The organism is Alcaligenes sp. PF14 (assembly GCF_037150615.1).
Taxonomy (GTDB): Bacteria; Pseudomonadota; Gammaproteobacteria; order Burkholderiales; family Burkholderiaceae_B; genus Alcaligenes; species Alcaligenes phenolicus.
The window spans coordinates 792,141-809,173 of sequence record NZ_JBAGRS010000001.1; the positions used below are offsets into that span (position 1 = coordinate 792,141).

The window sequence follows — 17,033 nt, forward strand, 5'->3', positions numbered from 1 at the left end:
CACACGGGGGCATCTGGCCCCCGTTTTTTATTCAAGGATGTGTGATGTTCAGCCGTACCCGAGTCAAGATTTGTGGCTTTACCCGAGCGCAGGATATTGATGCTGCCGTGCAGTTGGGCGCGGATGCGGTGGGTTTTGTCTTTTACCCGAAAAGTGCCCGTATGCTGAGTACGGAGCAGGCTGTTGCCCTGCGCGCCCGTGTGCCGGCGTTTGTGCAGGCAGTCAGCCTGTTTGTGAATGCGTCCGAGAGCTTTGTTCGGGAAATTCTGGAACAGGTGCAACCGGACTTGCTGCAATTTCACGGTGAAGAAAGCCCGGAAGAATGCCGTCGCTACGCGCATCCGTATATCAAGGCTTTCCGAGTCGGTGCGCCTGGTCTGGATACAGTGGATGGCCTGCTGGAACAATGCTTGAAGTATCAGGATGCCCGTGCCTGGTTGATGGATGGTTATCACGATGCCTATGGCGGCACCGGTACGGCTTTTGATCCGGAGCTGATTCAGGGGCTGCAGGCGTGTCTGGAAGGCCATGACGGGCTGCCGCCGCTGGTCCTTGCCGGAGGCATGCGTATCGACAATGTGGCCGAACGAGTCGCCTTGCATCGCCCCTATGCGATTGATGTCAGCAGTGGAGTCGAGCTGGAACCGGGCATCAAATGCAAAATGAAAATGGGCCAATTCATGCAGATTTTGAGTAGCGCCTCCTGATTGAGGGAATCTTTTAGCAGCGACGCTGTCTGTACTTATTGCCCCGACCCGCTTATGGCGGGTCGATCTTTATTTGGTCTTGTCAGGATTTATGTTTATGCAAAGCATACAGCTCGGTCCCTTTACCTTTGCCACGTCTCTATTTGCTTTTATGGTCGCGGCATTGCTGGGGCTGTTTCTGGCCGCCTGGCTGGATAGACGCAAGCAGACCCGAGCCGAATCGGTGCTGTGGCGCGCGATGATTCTGGGTGTGCTGGTCGGTCGTTTGGGTTTTCTGATCCAGCAATGGCCGTTTTATCAAAGCGAACCCTTGAGCTGGCTGGATTTGCGCGACGGCGGTCTGATGATTCCGGCAGCCGTGACGGCAGGCTGGTTCTATGTGCTGTGGCGCGTGCTGCGTGACAAGGCCGTTTTGCCTGCTGTATCGGGAGGGTTGGCCGTTGGTGTTGCGGCATTTTCGCTAATCATGGTCGCGACAGGGCGAGGGGGAGTGGAAACCGCCATGCCATTGCCCGAGATAGACTTGATCCCTATGCAGCTTGATGTCAGTGCGCCGGAAAATCTGGATTTGTATAAAGGCAAGGTCACGGTCGTTAACTTGTGGGCCAGCTGGTGTCCTCCGTGCCGCCGCGAAATGCCTGCCTTCAAGCAAGTGCAATCCACCCGGTCCGACGTGAATATCGTGTTTGCGAACCAGGGCGAGGAACTGGCCGAGATCCAGAAGTACCTGATAGACGAGAATCTGGAGCTGGATAATATGTGGCGCGACCCGCAAATGCAGCTGGGCCAGGCCGTGCGCAGCCGTGGCTTGCCTACCACCTTGTTTTTGGACGAGCAGGGACGTTTGGTGGATGTCCGAGCCGGGGAGTTGTCTGCTGCAACCTTGAACGACAAGATCAATAAGCTGAAATAGAAATATTTTGCTGCTATTGATTCCGGTTTTTTCTTTTTATTTTTGACTGATTTTTATTTTTTTGAATAAACAAGTTTTTATTCAAATAATATAAAGATGCTAATTAGGCTGTCGCCTTGTTTTCAATTAGTTAATTCAATCGATAATCAAGCTTGGTTTCAGGTTTTTAACAGAATTCGACTGCTACTATAGGCCCTTGTTTTTTATCTGTTTACAAGGGTTTAGCCATGAATTTGACAGAGAAAGGAACGAAGACGGCGAAGCTTTCGGCGCCCGATAGAATTATCTATGCAGATAATCACCTGATCCATGGGCCAGATGATATTACGGCTTATATGAAAGGGGTGTGTTATGACGCCGCTGCTTATATGCGTTATTTATATAATGCGAAAATCAGTTTTGATCAGCTGACTTCCATTTCGGCGCAGAACTGGCTGCCGGTATTCAAGTTTGCTGAAGGCAGAATGTGGGATGGTCGGAATTCCTTGCCTGGCGGCAAGGCCATTGGCTTTTGTCGAGTCAAGGGCATGGAGTTCTTCCATGCTGCCGTCGCGGTTGGAGGGACCGAAATTCGGGCGATCAATGGCGGTTTGCTGGGAGCAGGTTGGCTACATCCGGTCGATTTGCGCAAGGTGCTCACTCAAAAAAATCCCGATGGCTCGTTCAAGTACGACGGCACCGATATCTTTGTCTACATCTCGAATCTATAAATAAAGAAACCGGCATCAAGCCGGTTTCTTTTTGTGCCGCTGTCTCCAAAGCAAGCCCCACGTGTCGGGGGCTGCTGACGATGGAGTGCTATCAGGCCTTTTGCAAGCTGATCGCTTCCTCAGGAGTCTCAGGCCGTTGCGCATACTTATTCGCAATGAATGCACAAGCCATCAACTGGATCTGGTGGAAGATCATGATGGGCAGCAGGGCTGGGCCAATGGCAGCACCGGTAAACAGCACCTGGGCCATTGGCACGCCGGTTGCCAGACTTTTCTTGGAGCCACCGAAGACAATCGTGATTTCGTCTTCTTTATTGAAGCCCAGCTTGCGGGCCAGCCAGGTGGTCAGGAACAGGATGATGGCCAGCAAGACCAGGCAGACTACGGCCAGGATAGCCAGGGACTTGGGCGGTATGGTTTGCCACAGGCCACCAATCACCGAGGCGCTGAAAGCGGTGTAGACCACCAGCAAGATGGAGGACTGGTCCACGCTGCGCAGCCATTTACGGTTGCGATCCATCCATTTGCCAATCAGGGGGCGCATCAAGTGGCCGACCACAAAAGGCAACAACAATTGCAGGCTGATCTTCTTGATGGCGTCCAGGGTCGAAGTGGCCGAACCACCGTCTGCATCAAGCAGCAGTTTCAACAAGACGGGGGTGAGCACAATACCGATCAGGCTGGAGGCCGAGGCGCTGCAAATCGCGGCAGGCACGTTACCGCGAGCAATCGAGGTAAAGGCAATGGCCGATTGCACGGTGCCGGGCAGGGCGCACATGTACAGAATGCCCACAAATAAGGGCATGCCCAGCAATGGCAGCAAGATGGGCTTGGACAGCAGGCCCAGCAGGGGGAACATGACAAAGGTGCAGCCAAAGACCAGCAGGTGCAAACGCCAGTGGGTGGCCCCAGCAATGATGGCTTCGCGGGATAGCTTGGCCCCGTGCATGAAAAACAGCAGGGCAATCGCCAGGCCAGTGATCACGTCAAAGAACACCGCACCTTGGCCGTAGGCGGGAAAGAAACTTGCCAGTGCCACTACGCCGATCAGGATCAGGGTGAAGTTGTCAAAAAGCAGTCGCAGTTGAGAGAACATGGGTTTGTTAGAGGCTTGAAAGGCTTGCGTTATGAAAGGCCTCACTTTACCGTAGACCTTTTTGGGGGTTTATCGCTAAACGGATATGGATTATCGACAAACGGACATTCTGATGCCTGCGGAGCGAATTCCGGAGAGTTTGCAGCAGTTGCGCTATCTACCCAGGCCTTTATATGGTCAGGAGCGTACCTTGCCCAATCAGGCCATTGCCCGCCCACACCGGCATCCCTGGGTGCAGTTTTCCTATGCGCTGACGGGGGTGATCGAAGTGCGTACTGCCAGCGGGCGTTTCATGGCGCCGCCTCAGCAGGCGGTGTGGGTGCCTGCGGGTGTGGAACATGGGGTGCGTAGCTCGCCTGATGCGCAGATTCGCAGTCTTTACATCGATGTCAGCGCCTTGCCAGAGGCCCCTACGGTGTGTCGAGTGGTTGTGGTAGACCGCTTGCTGCGTGAACTGATACGCGAGTTCAGCCTTTTGCCTGTGCTGTACGAGCGCGAGGGGGCGCAGGGGCGTCTGGTGCAGGTCTTGCTGGATCGTTTGCTGGCGGCGCCTGAAAGTGGCCTGATTCTGCCTTGGCCTTCGGACCCGCGTCTTTTGCAGGTCTGCGAACAATTGCAGGCCCAGCCTTCGGGCGATTGGAGTTTGCAGGACTTGGCAGAGCAACAGGGTTTGTCAGAAAAAACCCTGAGCCGTCTGTTTCGTCAGCAGACCGGGCTGACGTTTCGGGTCTGGCGTCAGCGACTGCGCGTCATGAGTGCCTTGCCTTTGCTGGAGCGGCACGAGCGTGTCACTGATGTCGCGTTAGCTTGTGGCTATGAAAGCATGTCGGCCTTTGTGGCAGCTTTTCGGGATTTGATGGGTCAGACGCCCGGCGAGTTTTTCCGTCGGCCATTAGGGCCGCTGGACGAGTAAGCCTGTACAAAATTGCACAGCAGACGATGGGCGTCAGGCGTGTCCTGAATAGGGTCTGCCAGTGTTTGGGGATCTATGCCTTGGGCTCGCCAGGATGCGGCCTTGCGCAGCACGCAGTAACGTAGCAGGCCGGCAAAAAATTCAGGGTGAAACTGAATCGACCACTGCGCGGGGCCATAACGCAGAATTTGATGCGGATCATGCGCAGAGCTGCCCAGTATTTCCACATGCTCGGGCAAGCTTAATACGCTTTGTTGGTGCGTCAGCAGGGCAGGAAATTGCATGGGCAGATTGGCCAGCAGTTCATGCTCGTGGGCCTGCTCGGACAAGTGAATGGGCAGGTAGCCGACCTCGGCCCCTTTGGGGTGGTAATCCACGCACCCGCCCAAGGCGTGGGCCATTAATTGATGGCCATAGCAAATACCCAGCAAAGGCATGTGTGTCTGATAGCGTTCCCGAATCCAGGCGGCCAGGTTTTCGCTCCAGTCCAGCTTGTCGGTGACCATGCTCCAGGAACCGCTGATCACCACAGGGTCGGGGCAGTCCGGCGCAGGCAGGGCATCATCCTGATGGACTCGCCAGGTGTGGACATTGACATCCAGGGGCTGCAAAGCGCGTTTGAACCAGGCATTCTGGTTGCCAAAACGTTGCTCGATATCAGGAGGAGGGGAGCCGGCCTGAAGAAAATGGACGTCTATCATGCTTGCCCCCGAAACAGGCTCCACGTGGCCATGCCCAGACCCAGCATGAGCAGGGAACCGGCAACGTGGATGGCAATGCCGCCCATGGCCCACAGATAACGCTGCTGCATCATCAAGGTCATGATCTCGGCGGAAAAGGTGGAAAAAGTGGTCAGGCCACCCAGAAAGCCCGTCATGACGAACATGCGCCAGCCTTCGTGACCCAGGCCCAAGCCGCTGAAATAGGCCATTGCGATACCCATTAAATAGCCGCCAATCAAGTTAGCCAGCAAAGTACCGGGGGGCAGGGTGGGGAACAGGGCATTTAAAGCCTGACTCAAGAACCAACGCGCCAATGCGCCCAGGGCACCACCGGCGGCAATATACAGCATGGCTACGGGCATGAAGGGCCTTCAGGTAGGGGGCAAACTGTCAGCGAGCAGTCAGCCGGTCGCGATATATACCTAGGATAGCGTGTCATTATGCGCCTCTATGACTGAAAAGGCGACCTTGCCCAAAGGCGCGTAGCCAGCTAATGTAAGAGCGCAATTATCAGACGGACCGCCGTGAATTTCGGTTAGCCCGCCCTTTTTTGGAGACTTTGTGGTGAGTATTTACGATCAGGATTTGCCCCAGACAGACGCCAATTATCGTGTTTTGTCGCCGCTGGATTTCATCGAGCGCAGTGCTTTTGTCTACCCTGACTACCCGGCTCTGGTTTACGGGCCCGCCCAAAACGGCATCAAGATGAGCTGGTCTCAGCTGTATGCCCGTACTCGTCAGCTGGGCAGTGCGCTGACCAAGGCTGGGGTTGGCAAAGGCGATACAGTGGCCGTGATGTTGCCCAATACTCCGCCCATGGTTCAGGCACACTTTGGTGTGCCCATGTGCGGTGCCGTACTGAATACCTTGAATACCCGTCTGGATGCCAGCACTATCGCTTATATGCTGGATCACGGCGAAGCGCGTGCGGTGCTGGTGGACAGCGAATTTGCCGCCGTCATGAAAGAAGCCTTGAGCCTGCGCGAAAGCAAAGAGCCCATTCTGGTCATCGACGTCGTGGACAATTATTTTGACACTGGCGCAGAACGTATCGGCTCGCAAACCTACGAAGAGTTCGTGGACGGAGGCGACCCGGATTACGACTGGCAATTGCCCGCCAACGAGTGGGATGCGATTGCCCTGAACTACACCAGCGGTACCACCGGCAAGCCCAAAGGCGTGGTCTACCATCACCGTGGCGCGTATCTGGGGGCCTTGTCCAACGTCTTGGAATGGGACATGCCCAAGCATGCGGTCTATCTGTGGACCCTGCCCATGTTCCATTGCAATGGTTGGACTTTCCCCTGGGTGATTGCAGCCCGTGCTGGTGTGAACGTCTGTTTGCGCAAGGTGGAAGCCCAGGCCATGGTCGACAATATGGTCGATTACGGCGTCACCCACTACTGTGGTGCACCGATTGTGCACTCCCTGCTGGTCAACTCCGACGAAGCGCTGAAGTCCCGCCTGCCCAAGGGTGTGTCGGCCATGGTGGCAGGCGCTGCACCTCCGGCCACCATGATTGAAGGGATGGAGCGCATGGGCTTTGCGCTGACCCACGTTTACGGCCTGACCGAAACTTATGGCCCCGCCTCGGTCTGTGCGCAGCATGCACCCTGGAGTGAACTGGATATCCAGGAACGTGCGCAGCGCAATGCCCGTCAAGGTGTGCGTTATCACCTGCAAGGGGGCGTACAGGTTTTGAATCCGCAAACCATGGAGCCCGTTCCTGCCGATGGCGAGACTATGGGCGAGATCATGTTCCGCGGCAATATCACCATGAAGGGGTATTTGAAGAACGCGCAGGCCACCCAGGAATCCCTGGGCGGTGGCTGGTTCCATACCGGCGACCTGGCCGTGTGCGAGCCGGACGGCTACGTACGTATCAAGGACCGCAGCAAGGACATCATCATTTCCGGGGGCGAGAACATTTCTTCCATTGAGATTGAAGACGTCATGTATCGCCATCCAGCCGTGCAGGCGGCGGCCGTTGTAGCCCAGCCGGACGAGCGTTGGGGTGAAGCGCCTCACGTTTATGTGGAACTGCGCCCCGGTGCGGAAGTGACGGTGGAAGAACTGCGCGCGCATTGCCGTCAGTACTTGGCTGGCTTTAAAATACCGCGACATTTCAGTTTTATGGAGTTGCCCAAAACGGCAACAGGTAAAATACAGAAATTCGCGCTGCGTCAGCAGGCCAAGCAAGCCGCTTCGGACTAAGACCAGCGTTTTCTAAAAAGCACACAGGTCGCTTCATGCGGCCTGTCTGCACTTAAGGAACAGGACGGTTAGGAATGCCATCTTTTGACGTTGTATCCGAGGTCAACACCCACGAACTGCGTAATGCAGTGGAACAAGCCAGCCGCGAACTGGCTACCCGTTTTGACTTCAAAGGTACGGATGCCAAATTTGAACTCGAAGACGAAAACACCATTTTGCAATCGGCTCCCAGCGTGTTTCAGCTCGAGCAAATGATGCAGATTCTGCGTGGCCGTATTGCTGCCCGCGGTATTGATGTGCGCTGCCTGGACACCGAGAAGGTTCTGGAAAACGTGGCCGGCGCGCGTCAGAAAGTGAAAGTGCGTCAGGGTCTGGACCAGCCTACGTCCAAGAAACTGATCGCCGCCATCAAGAACGCCAAGCTGAAAGTAGAGACGCAGATTCAAGGTGAAAAACTGCGTGTAACCGGCAAGAAACGGGACGACTTGCAGGCTGCCATCGCTCTGTTGAAACAGACCGATGTGGAATTGCCTTTGCAGTACGATAATTTCCGCGACTAAACCGAGTGAAACGGCACGGTGGTGACGTGACGCCGCCGTGTATCAGCTATGAATGTACGAATTGAATTAATGCGTGTGCACGATCTGAGCCAGGTGCTGGAAGTCCAGGCGGATGTGTACGACGCGGATATTCTGGAAGACCGCAGCTTCTATCAGAACCGTCTGGATCTGGCTCCGGATAGCTGCTGGGTGGCACGTGATACCGACAATCAACTGCAGGGTTATTTGGTGTCCTACCCTTGGGCGGGCCTTTTGCCGCCGTCCCTGGGCGACGCGTTGAATAGCCTGCCTTCGCCCGCAGACCAATGGTTTATTCACGACTGCGCCGTGATGCGTCGCGCGCAAGGCCGTGGGGTGGCCGGAGCTTTGTTGCAAGCCGGTCGCCGCTATGCCTGGCAGCGTGGCTTGCGTCGTTGCAGTCTGGTGTCTTTGGGACCTGCCGTGGGCTATTGGCAGCGTCTGGGCTACAAGCCGATTGAAGGGGTGCCTGCACCCGTGCTGGAAGCAAAGCTGCGTCAGTATGGAGAGCAAGCCAGTTTTATGGATTGCGCTGTGCATCCCGATTGAACTGTTCTGAGGAGACGTTCAGTATCTAGCGACTGCGTATCCTGTTCGAGTTGCCAAAAAAAGGCCGGGAAATATTCCCGGCCTTTTTTATTTACGGGCGCAATCGATAGCCCGTTTTGAAAATCCAGCCCGCCACGGCAAGAAACACACTTAAAAACAGCAGTGTCATGCCCAGGCTCAGCCACACATTCACATCGGCCAGATCAAAGAAACTCCAGCGAAAGCCGCTGATAAGGTACAGCACCGGGTTCAGCAAGGTCAGTTTTTGCCAGAACTCGGGCAGCATGTCGATGGAATAGAAGGTGCCGCCCAAAAAGGTCAGTGGCGTCAGAATCAGCATGGGCACGAATTGCAGCTTTTCAAAGTTGTCGGCCCAGATACCGATAATGAAACCCAATAGACTGAAGGTCAGGGCGGTTAAGGCCAGAAAGCACAGCATCCAGATAGGGTGGGCAATTTCGTAAGGCACAAATAGCCGCGCCGTGATCAGGATGATAGCCGCCAGAAACAGTGACTTGGTGGCTGCTGCGCCCACAAAGGCCAAGGTCACCTCGAAGTGTGAAATGGGCGCAGACAGAATCTCGTAGATATTGCGCGTAAAGCGCGGAAAGTAAATTCCGAAGGCGGCGTTGGAGACGCTATGGGTCAACACCGACAACATGGTCAGCCCAGGCACGATAAACGCGCCATAGGGCACGCCGCCGATTTCATTGATGCGATGGCCAATGGCAGCGCCAAACACCACAAAATACAAGGCGGTGGAAATCACGGGGGCTACGATGCTTTGCAGCAGGGTGCGTCGGGTGCGTGACATTTCGTAGCGATAAATGGCCAGGATGGCGTACCAGTTCATGACTGTGCCCCTACAAACTCAACGTAAATATCTTCCAGACTGCGCTCGCGGGTATGGATGTCGGTAATGGTCAGCCCCGCTTGCCCAACTGCCGCCAGCAAATTGCTCAAGTCATGACCTTGTTCGCGGTTGGTCAAGGGGTAGAGCAGGCTCATGCCGTCGGCAGTGCTTTGCAGTCCCAGCGTTTCCAGCGCAGCGGGCAGGGCGCTGATCGGCTCGGCCAGATTCAGGCTCAGGGTTTTACCGCCCAGGCGGCGCATCAGATTGTCTTTGGTTTCCACCAGTTGCAGTGAACCTTTATTGATGAAGCCGATGCGGTCGGCCATCTCCTGGGCTTCTTCGATGTAGTGGGTGGTCAGAATAATGGTGACCCCCTGGCTGCGCAGCCGTTTCACCAAGGCCCACATGCCTTGGCGCAAGGCCACGTCCACACCGGCGGTAGGTTCATCCAGAAACAGGATTTCCGGTTCATGGGAAAGCGCCTTGGCGATCAGGACGCGGCGTTTCATGCCGCCCGAGAGCGTAATCAAGGGGCTGTCTTTCTTGTCCCATAGCGACAAGTCCTTCAGAATCTGTTCGATCAGGGCCGGATTGGGGGCTTTGCCAAACAGGCCACGGCTGAAGCTGACGGTATTCCAGACTGTCTCGAAGGAATCGGCGCTTAGCTCTTGCGGCACCAGGCCAATTTTCTGGCGGGCGCGCTTGTAGTCGGCGACATTGTCTGCGCCATCTACCAGAACGGTGCCGCTGCTGCGATTGACCAGCCCGCAGATAATACTGATCAAGGTGGTTTTGCCTGCGCCGTTGGAGCCGAGCAGGGCAAAAATCTCGCCCCGCCAAATATCCAGGTCCAAAGCGTGCAGGGCTTGATGCCCGTTTGCGTATTGTTTGCTCAGGCCTCGAACACGCAAAATAGCGTGAGAATCAGGAGTGTTCTGCATAGACAGTAAAATGACCCTTTTGCTGTGCCGACAGGGTTTGAATAACGCAATGGATTTGACGATGCCAACTAGCTTACCACCGCTAACAGAGAGTGACGTTTTGAGTGATGCTCAGGCTATGGCTTTAGCCTTGGAGCAGGCTCAACAGGCGGCCAGCATCGGCGAGGTGCCCGTAGGTGCCGTACTATTGGATGCGGACGGCAGGCTGCTGTCTGTGGGCTCCAATCGCACGGTTTGTGATCACGATCCCACCCAGCATGCCGAGATCGTGGCCTTGCGCGCCGCGACGCGTAAAGTTGGCAATTACCGTTTGCCCGGAGCCAGCCTGTTCGTGACGCTGGAGCCTTGCATGATGTGCTTGGGGGCCTTGTTGCATGCGCGTCTGTCGCGGGTGGTGTGGGCCGCAGCCGATCCGAAGACCGGAGTGTGTGGCAGTGTGGAGTCCTTGCATTTGCATCCCACTCTGAATCACCACACCCGTGTCTCGGGTGGTTTGATGTCCGAAGAGGCGGCCCAGGCCTTGCGGGATTTTTTCCGCGAACGACGCGAACAGAAGAAGTTGCAAAAGCAGGCTCAAACAGTCCAATCGCCGCTGGATGGCGCCCAGTAGTCTCGCTAAAATGTCAGCACTTTATTTTCAAGGTTAATCATGAGCAGCCCCGAGCACGACCATCATCACCATCACCACGAACATGGCCAGTGCCATTGTGGGCAGCAGGACAGTTCGGGCATTTACCTGTTTTCGCCCTCTGGCCAGATCCTTGAACCCAAGCGCCTGGAGCTGGCAAGCCAGCGCCTGAACCAGCTGGGCTTTGCCGTGGACATAGACCCGGACGCCCTGGCGGTGGATGAACGCTTTGCCGGTACGGACGCTCAGCGTCTGGCCGCGGTACAGCGTTCCTTGCAACAGCCTCAGCCCATTGTGATGGCGACACGCGGTGGCTACGGTTTAAGCCGCATTCTGGGCCAGATCGACTGGCGCGCGGTAGCCGACAGTGGCAAGCGTTTTGTCGGCATGTCGGATTTCACGGCCTTCAATCTGGCCTTGCTGGCGCAAACTGGCGCCATCAGCTACACCGGCCCCACCGCCATTGCGGACTTTGGTGGCGATGAAACCGATGAATTGACGACCGAACTGTTTGGCGAATTGATGCGTGGCGAGCTGGAGCTGTTCAGCTTTGAGTCCGAGGGTTCGGATGCCGTCGATGGTCACGGTGTTCTGTGGGGCGGCAATCTGGCCCTGGTTTGCTCCTTGCTGGGCACGCCGTACTTCCCCAATATCAACGGCGGTATCTTGTTCCTGGAAGACGTGGGTGAAGCACCGTACCGAGTCGAGCGCATGTTGACGCAGCTCTGGCATGCCGGCGTGCTCAATCGTCAGATGGCGGTGGTATTGGGCCGTTTTACGGCTTACAAGACAGGCGCTTCGGATAACGGCTTTGATATGGATTCGGTGGTGCGCTGGTTGCGTGAAACCGTCAAAGTCCCGGTCGTAACGGGCCTGCCTTATGGACATGTGGACGTCAAGGTCAGCCTGCCTATTGGCAAGGAAGTGGGCCTGGCTACCGAGGACGGCATGGCTTATCTGGTTCTGGATGAGCACGAACACTAACGGATTTCGCGCCTGCTTGATACACTACTGGGTTGAACTCAACCTTTTTCAAAGTACGTTTACGTGATCTCCACCGCTAATTTAACGATCCAGTTTGGTGCCAAGCCTTTATTTGAAAACGTCAGTGTCAAACTGGGCGGAGGCAACCGCTATGGCCTGATTGGTGCCAACGGGTCGGGCAAGTCTACCTTCATGAAAATCATTGGCGGCGACCTGGAGCCAAGCGGGGGTAATGTATCGCTGGATCCGGGCGTGCGCCTGGGCAAGCTGCGTCAGGACCAGTTTGCCTACGAAGACAAACGTGTGCTGGACGTGGTGCTGATGGGCCACACAGAAATGTGGAACACCATGCAAGAGCGTGATGCCATCTACGACAATCCAGAGGCCACCGAAGAAGACTATATGAAGGCCGCCGAACTGGAGGCCCGTTTTGCCGAGTACGACGGTTATACCGCCGAGAGCCGTGCCGGTGAATTGCTGATGGGTCTGGAAATTCCGGTCGAACAGCATCAGTTGCCCATGAGCGAAGTGGCTCCGGGCTGGAAACTGCGTGTGCTGCTGGCACAGGCCCTGTTCTCCAACCCGGATGTCCTGCTGCTGGACGAGCCGACCAACAACCTGGATATCAACACCATCCGTTGGCTGGAAGATGTGCTCAACAGCTACCAGAGCACCATGATCATCATCAGTCACGATCGTCACTTCCTGAATCAGGTCTGCACTCACATGGCTGACCTGGATTACGGCGAGCTGCGTGTCTACCCCGGCAACTACGACGATTACATGCTGGCGTCGGTGCAGTCGCGCGAACGTGTGCTGGCGGCCAACTCCAAGGCCAAAGAGCGTATTGGCGAGCTGCAGGACTTTGTGCGCCGTTTTGCCGCCAACAAGTCCAAGTCCCGTCAGGCTACCTCGCGCCTGAAACAGATTGGTCGCCTGAAGGCAGAGACCATCGAAGTGAAGCCTTCTTCGCGTCAAAACCCGTTTATTCGTTTTGAACAGAAAAAAGTTCTGCACCGCCTGGCCGTGACGGTCGAGGGTTTGAGCAAGTCCTACGATCATCCCATCATCAAGAACTTCTCGGCCATGATTGAAGCGGGCGAGAAAATTGCGATTGTGGGTGCGAACGGTGTGGGTAAGACGACTTTGCTGCGTTTGCTGGCCGGTGATCTGACTCCTGACAGCGGCTCGGTGGTCTGGTCCGAGAACGCTGATATCGGCTATATGGCTCAGGACGTCTCGGACGAGTTCGATACCGAAGACAATGTGTTTGACTGGATCAGCCAGTTTCGTCAGGCCGGCGACGACGATCAGTCTTTGCGCTCGGTGCTGGGCCGCATGTTGTTCTCGGCCGATGACATCATCAAGCCCGTGAAAGTGCTGTCGGGTGGCGAGAAAAACCGCATGACTTTCTCGCGTCTGATGCTGGGTCGTCACAACGTCATGCTCCTGGACGAACCGACCAACCACCTGGATATGGAATCGATCGAGTCCTTGCAGATGGCCATGGAAAAGTTTGAAGGTACTCTGATCTTCGTGTCCCATGACCGCGAGTTCGTCTCCGGCGTGGCAACCCGCATTATCGAAGTGATGCCTGAAGGCCGTCTGGTGGATTACCGCGGTGGCTACGAAGACTACCTGGCCAGCCGCGAGCAGGACTGAGGCTAGGGGTGGCCGTCTTTACCCTGCGTGAGCCCACCAGCTTTGAGCAGGACATCAAAAAAAGCCGTTTTCTGGCACTGGCTGCGCCTGTAGACAGTGCCAGCCAGGCTTTGGCTTTTTTCCAGGCCAAGGGTGTGCCCGATGCCACGCATAATTGCTGGGCCTACAAGATCGGGTCGGAATACCGCTTTAACGATGATGGCGAACCCGGCGGCACTGCCGGGCGTCCCATTTTGCAAGCCATAGAAGGCCAGGATTGCGACCGTGTTGCGGTACTGGTGATACGTTGGTTTGGGGGCGTCAAGCTGGGTACGGGTGGTCTGGTGCGCGCCTATGGCGGCGTGGCCGCTCAATGTTTGCGTCTTGCTGACAAGCAGGAGCTGATTCCCATGGCAGCTTTGCGCTGCCGTTGCTCCTTTGCCGATCTGGCTTTGGTTCAATCCCGTTTCGACAGCTTTGGCGTTCAGGTTCAGGACGAGCAATTCGATGCTGAAGGTGTGCAGTGGCTGTTGAATCTGCCGCTCGAGCATAAAGCTGATTTTCAACAGTCTTTTATCAATATGACGCGTGGCCAGGGGGAATGTGAACCCCTGGACCAAGCCTAAGTCACCCTCGGTTCTGCCCAAGGTCTGCAATGGACCTCTGGTCGCCATCTTCCTTGATGGAGTTTTCTGGACGAAAAGGTATCTTTTCCAGACGATTATCCCTCTGCACCGTCCAGGCAGTGGCCATACTAAATACCTCTGATTCCTTCTAAGTCTGTATCCAGCCTGCGGGTATGATCGGGTTTAGTCAGCATTGTGAGTGTAAGCCATGTCCTACGAGATCCATGCCAGCCAGTGGCTCAATACGACCGCTCCATTAAGCTTGGCGTCCTTGCGTGGCCGCGTGGTGGTGGTCACGGCCTTTCAGATGCTTTGCCCTGGTTGTGTCATCAACAGCCTGCCGCAAGCCAAGAAACTGGATACGCTGTTCTCGCGCGATGATCTGCGCATCATAGGCCTGCATAGCGTGTTCGAGCATCACGACGTGATGGGCCCTGCAGCTTTGCAGGCGTTTGCCCATGAGTACCGCTTGAATTTCCCCATCGCCATTGATCAGCCTTCAGACAGCGGCCCCTTGCCGCGCACCATGAAGGAGTGGGGCCTGGGCGGGACACCATCTACCATTATTTTTGACCGTGATGGCAATCTGGCTCTGAAGGAATTGGGCCATCTGGACGATCTGCGTCTGGGTGCGTTTGTCGGCCAGCTGATTGCTCGCCGCCCGGCGCAAGCAGACAAGAAAGAGGGGGTGGCGGACAAGCAGGATTCTTCCTCTTGCGGGCCGACCTGTACCTACTAGGTTTTTTGCTGAAAAGGGTTTGTCATGAAGATTGCGGTGTTTGATACCTACGTTGTGCGTCCTGACGGGCGTCGTATGCACTTTGATATCTTGGTCAGTGACGATGCCAAGGATATGGACAAGGTCTTGAGTTATGGTCAGCGTTATCTGGCGGCCAAAGGGGTGAATGTTGAAAACTTCACCTCGCGCGAGTGCCGCTTCTGCCATACGGAAATGGCTTCTGCGCCGGTCGAAAATGAAATCAAACGCAGTGGCTTCGCGATTATCGAGCTGGAAAACTGCGACTAAATCGCATTTATGCAAAAAAAACGCCAGACGATTTGTCTGGCGTTTTTTCTGGGGCCGGGCAAATCAGGCCTGGTCAGGCTGCTGGTTTTGCTGGGCAGCAATTTCAGCATGGACTTTTTCCATGTCCACAGCCTGGACCTGTTCGATCAGATCGTCCAGCTGGGCAGCGGAAAGGGCACCGGCTTGCGAGAACAGCAAGACGTTTTCACGGAAAACCATCAGGGTAGGGATGGAGCGAATACGCAGGCCAGCGGCCAGTTCCTGCTCTTCTTCCGTGTTCACCTTGCCAAAGGTCACGCCGGGGTGCTTGGCCGCTGCTGCGTCAAAGACAGGGGCGAATTGGCGACATGGACCGCACCAAGGAGCCCAGAAGTCGATGATCAGGGGTTTGCCGTCTTCTACTGCAGCCTGGAATGTTTCTTCGTTCAGTTCGACGATGCTCATGGGGGAGCCTCCGCAATAAAAAAGCGGCTGATGGTGTTCAGCCGCTTCGTTAAACATGCAATCAGTGTACTCGTTTTCCAGGCAGCCCTAAAGCGCCAAACGAGTTTGCTAAAGGGTTTTTCATTCCGTAGCGATTGCGTACTTGATCACAAACAAGATGGCGACAATCAGTGTGGCCAGGTGGATACTGCGCCAGCGGCCGGTTGTCAGCTTCAGGATCACGTAGCTGATAAAACCAAAGGCCAGACCGTTGGCAATCGAGTAGGTGAAGGGCATGGTGAAGGCAGCCAGGGCAGCAGGCACAGCCTCGGTCATGTCGTCCCATTTCACTTCAGTGATTTCGCGCATCATCAAGCACGCCACATACAGCAAGGCGGGGGCGGTGGCGTAACCGGGAACGGTCGCGGCCAGTGGCGAGAAAAACAGGGCTAGCAGGAACAGGACACCAATGGTCAGCGCTGTCAGACCGGTACGGCCACCGGCTTGCACACCCGAGGCGCTTTCCACATAGGCAGTGGTGCTGCTGGTACCCAACATGGAACCGGCCACAATGGCGGTGCTGTCAGCCAGAAGGGCGCGGCCCAGGCGATTGGGCTTGCCTTCTTCAATCAGGCGAGCGCGCTTGGCAACCCCGATCATGGTGCCCGTGGCATCAAACACCTCAACCAGTACCAGAACCAGAATCACGTGCACAAAGCCGGTGTGCAGGGCACCCATGATGTCCAGTTGCATGAAGGTAGGCATCAGTGAGGGGGGAGTGGAGACCACACCACCAAATTCGCTGTGACCGGTCAGCATGGACAGAATGGTCACGGCCAGAATGCCGATCAGGATTGCACCGCGCACCTTCAGCGCGTCCAGGGCGGCAATAATAAAGAAGCCCAGAATTGCGTACAGGGCTGCGGGCTGGGTCAGGTCACCCAGACCAATCTTGGTGGCAGGGTGGGCCACCACAATACCCGAGTTCATCAGGGCGATCAGGCCCAGGAACATGCCGATACCGGCGGCAATGGCGCTTTGCAGGGATTTGGGAATGCCCCGAATCAGCCAGGACCGGATGCCAGTCACCGTTAGAATCAGGAAGATCACGCCGGAAATAAAGACCGCGCCCAGTGCCTGTTGCCAGGTATAGCCCAGGGTGGCGACCACGGTGAAGGCAAAAAAGGCGTTCAGGCCCATGCCCGGTGCCATGCCGATAGGCCAGTTGGCCACAAAGGCCATGCTGAACGTGCCCAGAGCAGCAGCCAGGCAGGTGGCTACAAAAATGGCATTGCGATCCATCCCTGTGGACGACAGGATGTCTGGATTCACAAAAATAATGTAGGACATGGTCAGGAAGGTAGTGATACCTGCCAGGACCTCGGTACGGACGTTGGTGCCATGCTCAGTGAGTTTGAAGAGACGTTCAAACATGGGCAGCCTCCTTGTGATTATTAGGCGATTGGAGCGTGAAATTATCGATGCGGGATTTTAACCACGAGTGTGCC

General features: G+C 55.9%; 20 protein-coding genes. 13 read left to right on the top strand and 7 right to left on the bottom strand.

Going from position 1 to position 17,033, the window contains the following annotated elements; all coding sequences use genetic code 11:
• Positions 1-44: 44 nt before the first annotated feature.
• The 3 genes from WFM49_RS03640 (at position 45) to WFM49_RS03650 (ending at position 2,330) form a co-directional block, all read left to right on the top strand.
• The gene (locus WFM49_RS03640; protein WP_009462139.1) at positions 45-707 is read left to right on the top strand and encodes a phosphoribosylanthranilate isomerase; all 663 of its coding nucleotides are present in this window, start codon (positions 45-47) and stop codon (positions 705-707) included.
• A gap of 97 nt (positions 708-804) precedes the next feature.
• The gene (locus WFM49_RS03645; protein WP_336971698.1) at positions 805-1,620 is read left to right on the top strand and encodes a TlpA disulfide reductase family protein; all 816 of its coding nucleotides are present in this window, start codon (positions 805-807) and stop codon (positions 1,618-1,620) included.
• Between the two features lie 227 nt (positions 1,621-1,847).
• Positions 1,848-2,330: an urea amidohydrolase gene (locus WFM49_RS03650; protein WP_336971699.1), complete on the top strand. Its 483-nt coding sequence runs from the start codon at positions 1,848-1,850 to the stop codon at positions 2,328-2,330.
• A gap of 91 nt (positions 2,331-2,421) precedes the next feature.
• Here WFM49_RS03650 and WFM49_RS03655 read toward each other — a convergent pair whose 3' ends face one another.
• Positions 2,422-3,426 (bottom strand): bile acid:sodium symporter family protein, encoded by a 1,005-nt coding sequence (locus WFM49_RS03655; protein ID WP_336971701.1) that lies wholly within the window; start codon positions 3,424-3,426, stop codon positions 2,422-2,424.
• 85 nt (positions 3,427-3,511) lie between these two features.
• Between WFM49_RS03655 and WFM49_RS03660 the strand changes: the two genes are divergently transcribed.
• Positions 3,512-4,339: an AraC family transcriptional regulator gene (locus WFM49_RS03660; protein ID WP_115633768.1), complete on the top strand. Its 828-nt coding sequence runs from the start codon at positions 3,512-3,514 to the stop codon at positions 4,337-4,339.
• Here the strand turns inward: WFM49_RS03660 and WFM49_RS03665 are convergent.
• Positions 4,288-5,040, bottom strand: coding sequence for a glutamine amidotransferase (locus WFM49_RS03665; RefSeq protein ID WP_336971704.1), 753 nt, complete (start codon positions 5,038-5,040; stop codon positions 4,288-4,290). The genes WFM49_RS03660 and WFM49_RS03665 overlap by 52 nt on opposite strands.
• Positions 5,037-5,423 carry a fluoride efflux transporter CrcB gene (gene crcB, locus WFM49_RS03670; RefSeq protein WP_009462127.1) on the bottom strand — a complete coding sequence of 129 codons (387 nt, stop codon included), beginning with the start codon at positions 5,421-5,423 and terminating at the stop codon, positions 5,037-5,039. Before crcB ends, WFM49_RS03665 begins: the two co-directional genes overlap by 4 nt.
• Before the next feature lie 199 nt (positions 5,424-5,622).
• Between crcB and WFM49_RS03675 the strand changes: the two genes are divergently transcribed.
• From WFM49_RS03675 to WFM49_RS03685, 3 genes are all read left to right on the top strand, one after another.
• Positions 5,623-7,275 (top strand): acyl-CoA synthetase, encoded by a 1,653-nt coding sequence (locus tag WFM49_RS03675; protein WP_115633767.1) that lies wholly within the window; start codon positions 5,623-5,625, stop codon positions 7,273-7,275.
• Positions 7,276-7,349: 74 nt separating this feature from the next.
• The gene (locus WFM49_RS03680) at positions 7,350-7,835 is read left to right on the top strand and encodes a YajQ family cyclic di-GMP-binding protein (RefSeq protein ID WP_026483353.1); all 486 of its coding nucleotides are present in this window, start codon (positions 7,350-7,352) and stop codon (positions 7,833-7,835) included.
• 48 nt (positions 7,836-7,883) lie between these two features.
• The gene (locus tag WFM49_RS03685; RefSeq protein ID WP_371476764.1) at positions 7,884-8,402 is read left to right on the top strand and encodes a GNAT family N-acetyltransferase; all 519 of its coding nucleotides are present in this window, start codon (positions 7,884-7,886) and stop codon (positions 8,400-8,402) included.
• A 91-nt stretch (positions 8,403-8,493) separates the two neighbouring features.
• On the opposite strand, the gene WFM49_RS03690 is transcribed toward WFM49_RS03685, so the two are convergent.
• Together WFM49_RS03690 and WFM49_RS03695 are read right to left on the bottom strand one after the other, a co-directional pair.
• A complete protein-coding gene (locus tag WFM49_RS03690) occupies positions 8,494-9,255 on the bottom strand; it encodes an ABC transporter permease (RefSeq protein ID WP_009462119.1) in 762 nt (253 codons plus the stop codon).
• Positions 9,252-10,196, bottom strand: coding sequence for an ABC transporter ATP-binding protein (locus WFM49_RS03695; RefSeq protein WP_009462116.1), 945 nt, complete (start codon positions 10,194-10,196; stop codon positions 9,252-9,254). Before WFM49_RS03695 ends, WFM49_RS03690 begins: the two co-directional genes overlap by 4 nt.
• 61 nt (positions 10,197-10,257) lie before the next feature.
• Here WFM49_RS03695 and tadA point away from each other — a divergent pair, with 61 nt between their 5' ends.
• The 6 genes from tadA to WFM49_RS03725 all read left to right on the top strand — a co-directional run bounded on the left by tadA (position 10,258) and on the right by WFM49_RS03725 (position 15,102).
• Positions 10,258-10,806 carry a tRNA adenosine(34) deaminase TadA gene (gene tadA / locus WFM49_RS03700; RefSeq protein WP_336971709.1) on the top strand — a complete coding sequence of 183 codons (549 nt, stop codon included), beginning with the start codon at positions 10,258-10,260 and terminating at the stop codon, positions 10,804-10,806.
• Between the two features lie 39 nt (positions 10,807-10,845).
• Positions 10,846-11,808 carry an LD-carboxypeptidase gene (locus WFM49_RS03705; protein WP_021446533.1) on the top strand — a complete coding sequence of 321 codons (963 nt, stop codon included), beginning with the start codon at positions 10,846-10,848 and terminating at the stop codon, positions 11,806-11,808.
• A gap of 63 nt (positions 11,809-11,871) precedes the next feature.
• Complete coding sequence (locus WFM49_RS03710; RefSeq protein WP_009462110.1) at positions 11,872-13,470, top strand: ABC-F family ATPase; 1,599 nt, start codon at positions 11,872-11,874, stop codon at positions 13,468-13,470.
• Positions 13,471-13,478: 8 nt separating this feature from the next.
• A complete protein-coding gene (locus tag WFM49_RS03715; RefSeq protein ID WP_009462108.1) occupies positions 13,479-14,075 on the top strand; it encodes an IMPACT family protein in 597 nt (198 codons plus the stop codon).
• Positions 14,076-14,283: 208 nt separating this feature from the next.
• Positions 14,284-14,814 (top strand): peroxiredoxin family protein, encoded by a 531-nt coding sequence (locus WFM49_RS03720; protein ID WP_009462106.1) that lies wholly within the window; start codon positions 14,284-14,286, stop codon positions 14,812-14,814.
• Between the two features lie 24 nt (positions 14,815-14,838).
• Positions 14,839-15,102 carry a DUF2024 family protein gene (locus WFM49_RS03725; RefSeq protein ID WP_009462104.1) on the top strand — a complete coding sequence of 88 codons (264 nt, stop codon included), beginning with the start codon at positions 14,839-14,841 and terminating at the stop codon, positions 15,100-15,102.
• 63 nt (positions 15,103-15,165) lie between these two features.
• On the opposite strand, the gene trxA is transcribed toward WFM49_RS03725, so the two are convergent.
• Together trxA and WFM49_RS03735 are read right to left on the bottom strand one after the other, a co-directional pair.
• Positions 15,166-15,546, bottom strand: a complete 381-nt coding sequence (gene trxA, locus WFM49_RS03730) for a thioredoxin (protein WP_009462103.1) — start codon at positions 15,544-15,546, stop codon at positions 15,166-15,168.
• A gap of 120 nt (positions 15,547-15,666) precedes the next feature.
• Positions 15,667-16,959 carry an NCS2 family permease gene (locus WFM49_RS03735; protein ID WP_336971720.1) on the bottom strand — a complete coding sequence of 431 codons (1,293 nt, stop codon included), beginning with the start codon at positions 16,957-16,959 and terminating at the stop codon, positions 15,667-15,669.
• Positions 16,960-17,033: the final 74 nt, after the last annotated feature.

Coding starts and splice junctions, on each gene's coding strand:
- WFM49_RS03640 (WP_009462139.1), top strand. CDS start 45: ATGTTCAGCCGTACCCGAGTCAAGATTTGTGGCTTTACCCGAGCGCAG.
- WFM49_RS03645 (WP_336971698.1), top strand. CDS start 805: ATGCAAAGCATACAGCTCGGTCCCTTTACCTTTGCCACGTCTCTATTT.
- WFM49_RS03650 (WP_336971699.1), top strand. CDS start 1,848: ATGAATTTGACAGAGAAAGGAACGAAGACGGCGAAGCTTTCGGCGCCC.
- WFM49_RS03655 (WP_336971701.1), bottom strand. CDS start 3,426: ATGTTCTCTCAACTGCGACTGCTTTTTGACAACTTCACCCTGATCCTG.
- WFM49_RS03660 (WP_115633768.1), top strand. CDS start 3,512: ATGGATTATCGACAAACGGACATTCTGATGCCTGCGGAGCGAATTCCG.
- WFM49_RS03665 (WP_336971704.1), bottom strand. CDS start 5,040: ATGATAGACGTCCATTTTCTTCAGGCCGGCTCCCCTCCTCCTGATATC.
- crcB (WP_009462127.1), bottom strand. CDS start 5,423: ATGCCCGTAGCCATGCTGTATATTGCCGCCGGTGGTGCCCTGGGCGCA.
- WFM49_RS03680 (WP_026483353.1), top strand. CDS start 7,350: ATGCCATCTTTTGACGTTGTATCCGAGGTCAACACCCACGAACTGCGT.
- WFM49_RS03685 (WP_371476764.1), top strand. CDS start 7,884: ATGAATGTACGAATTGAATTAATGCGTGTGCACGATCTGAGCCAGGTG.
- WFM49_RS03690 (WP_009462119.1), bottom strand. CDS start 9,255: ATGAACTGGTACGCCATCCTGGCCATTTATCGCTACGAAATGTCACGC.
- WFM49_RS03695 (WP_009462116.1), bottom strand. CDS start 10,196: ATGCAGAACACTCCTGATTCTCACGCTATTTTGCGTGTTCGAGGCCTG.
- tadA (WP_336971709.1), top strand. CDS start 10,258: ATGCCAACTAGCTTACCACCGCTAACAGAGAGTGACGTTTTGAGTGAT.
- WFM49_RS03705 (WP_021446533.1), top strand. CDS start 10,846: ATGAGCAGCCCCGAGCACGACCATCATCACCATCACCACGAACATGGC.
- WFM49_RS03720 (WP_009462106.1), top strand. CDS start 14,284: ATGTCCTACGAGATCCATGCCAGCCAGTGGCTCAATACGACCGCTCCA.
- WFM49_RS03725 (WP_009462104.1), top strand. CDS start 14,839: ATGAAGATTGCGGTGTTTGATACCTACGTTGTGCGTCCTGACGGGCGT.
- trxA (WP_009462103.1), bottom strand. CDS start 15,546: ATGAGCATCGTCGAACTGAACGAAGAAACATTCCAGGCTGCAGTAGAA.
- WFM49_RS03735 (WP_336971720.1), bottom strand. CDS start 16,959: ATGTTTGAACGTCTCTTCAAACTCACTGAGCATGGCACCAACGTCCGT.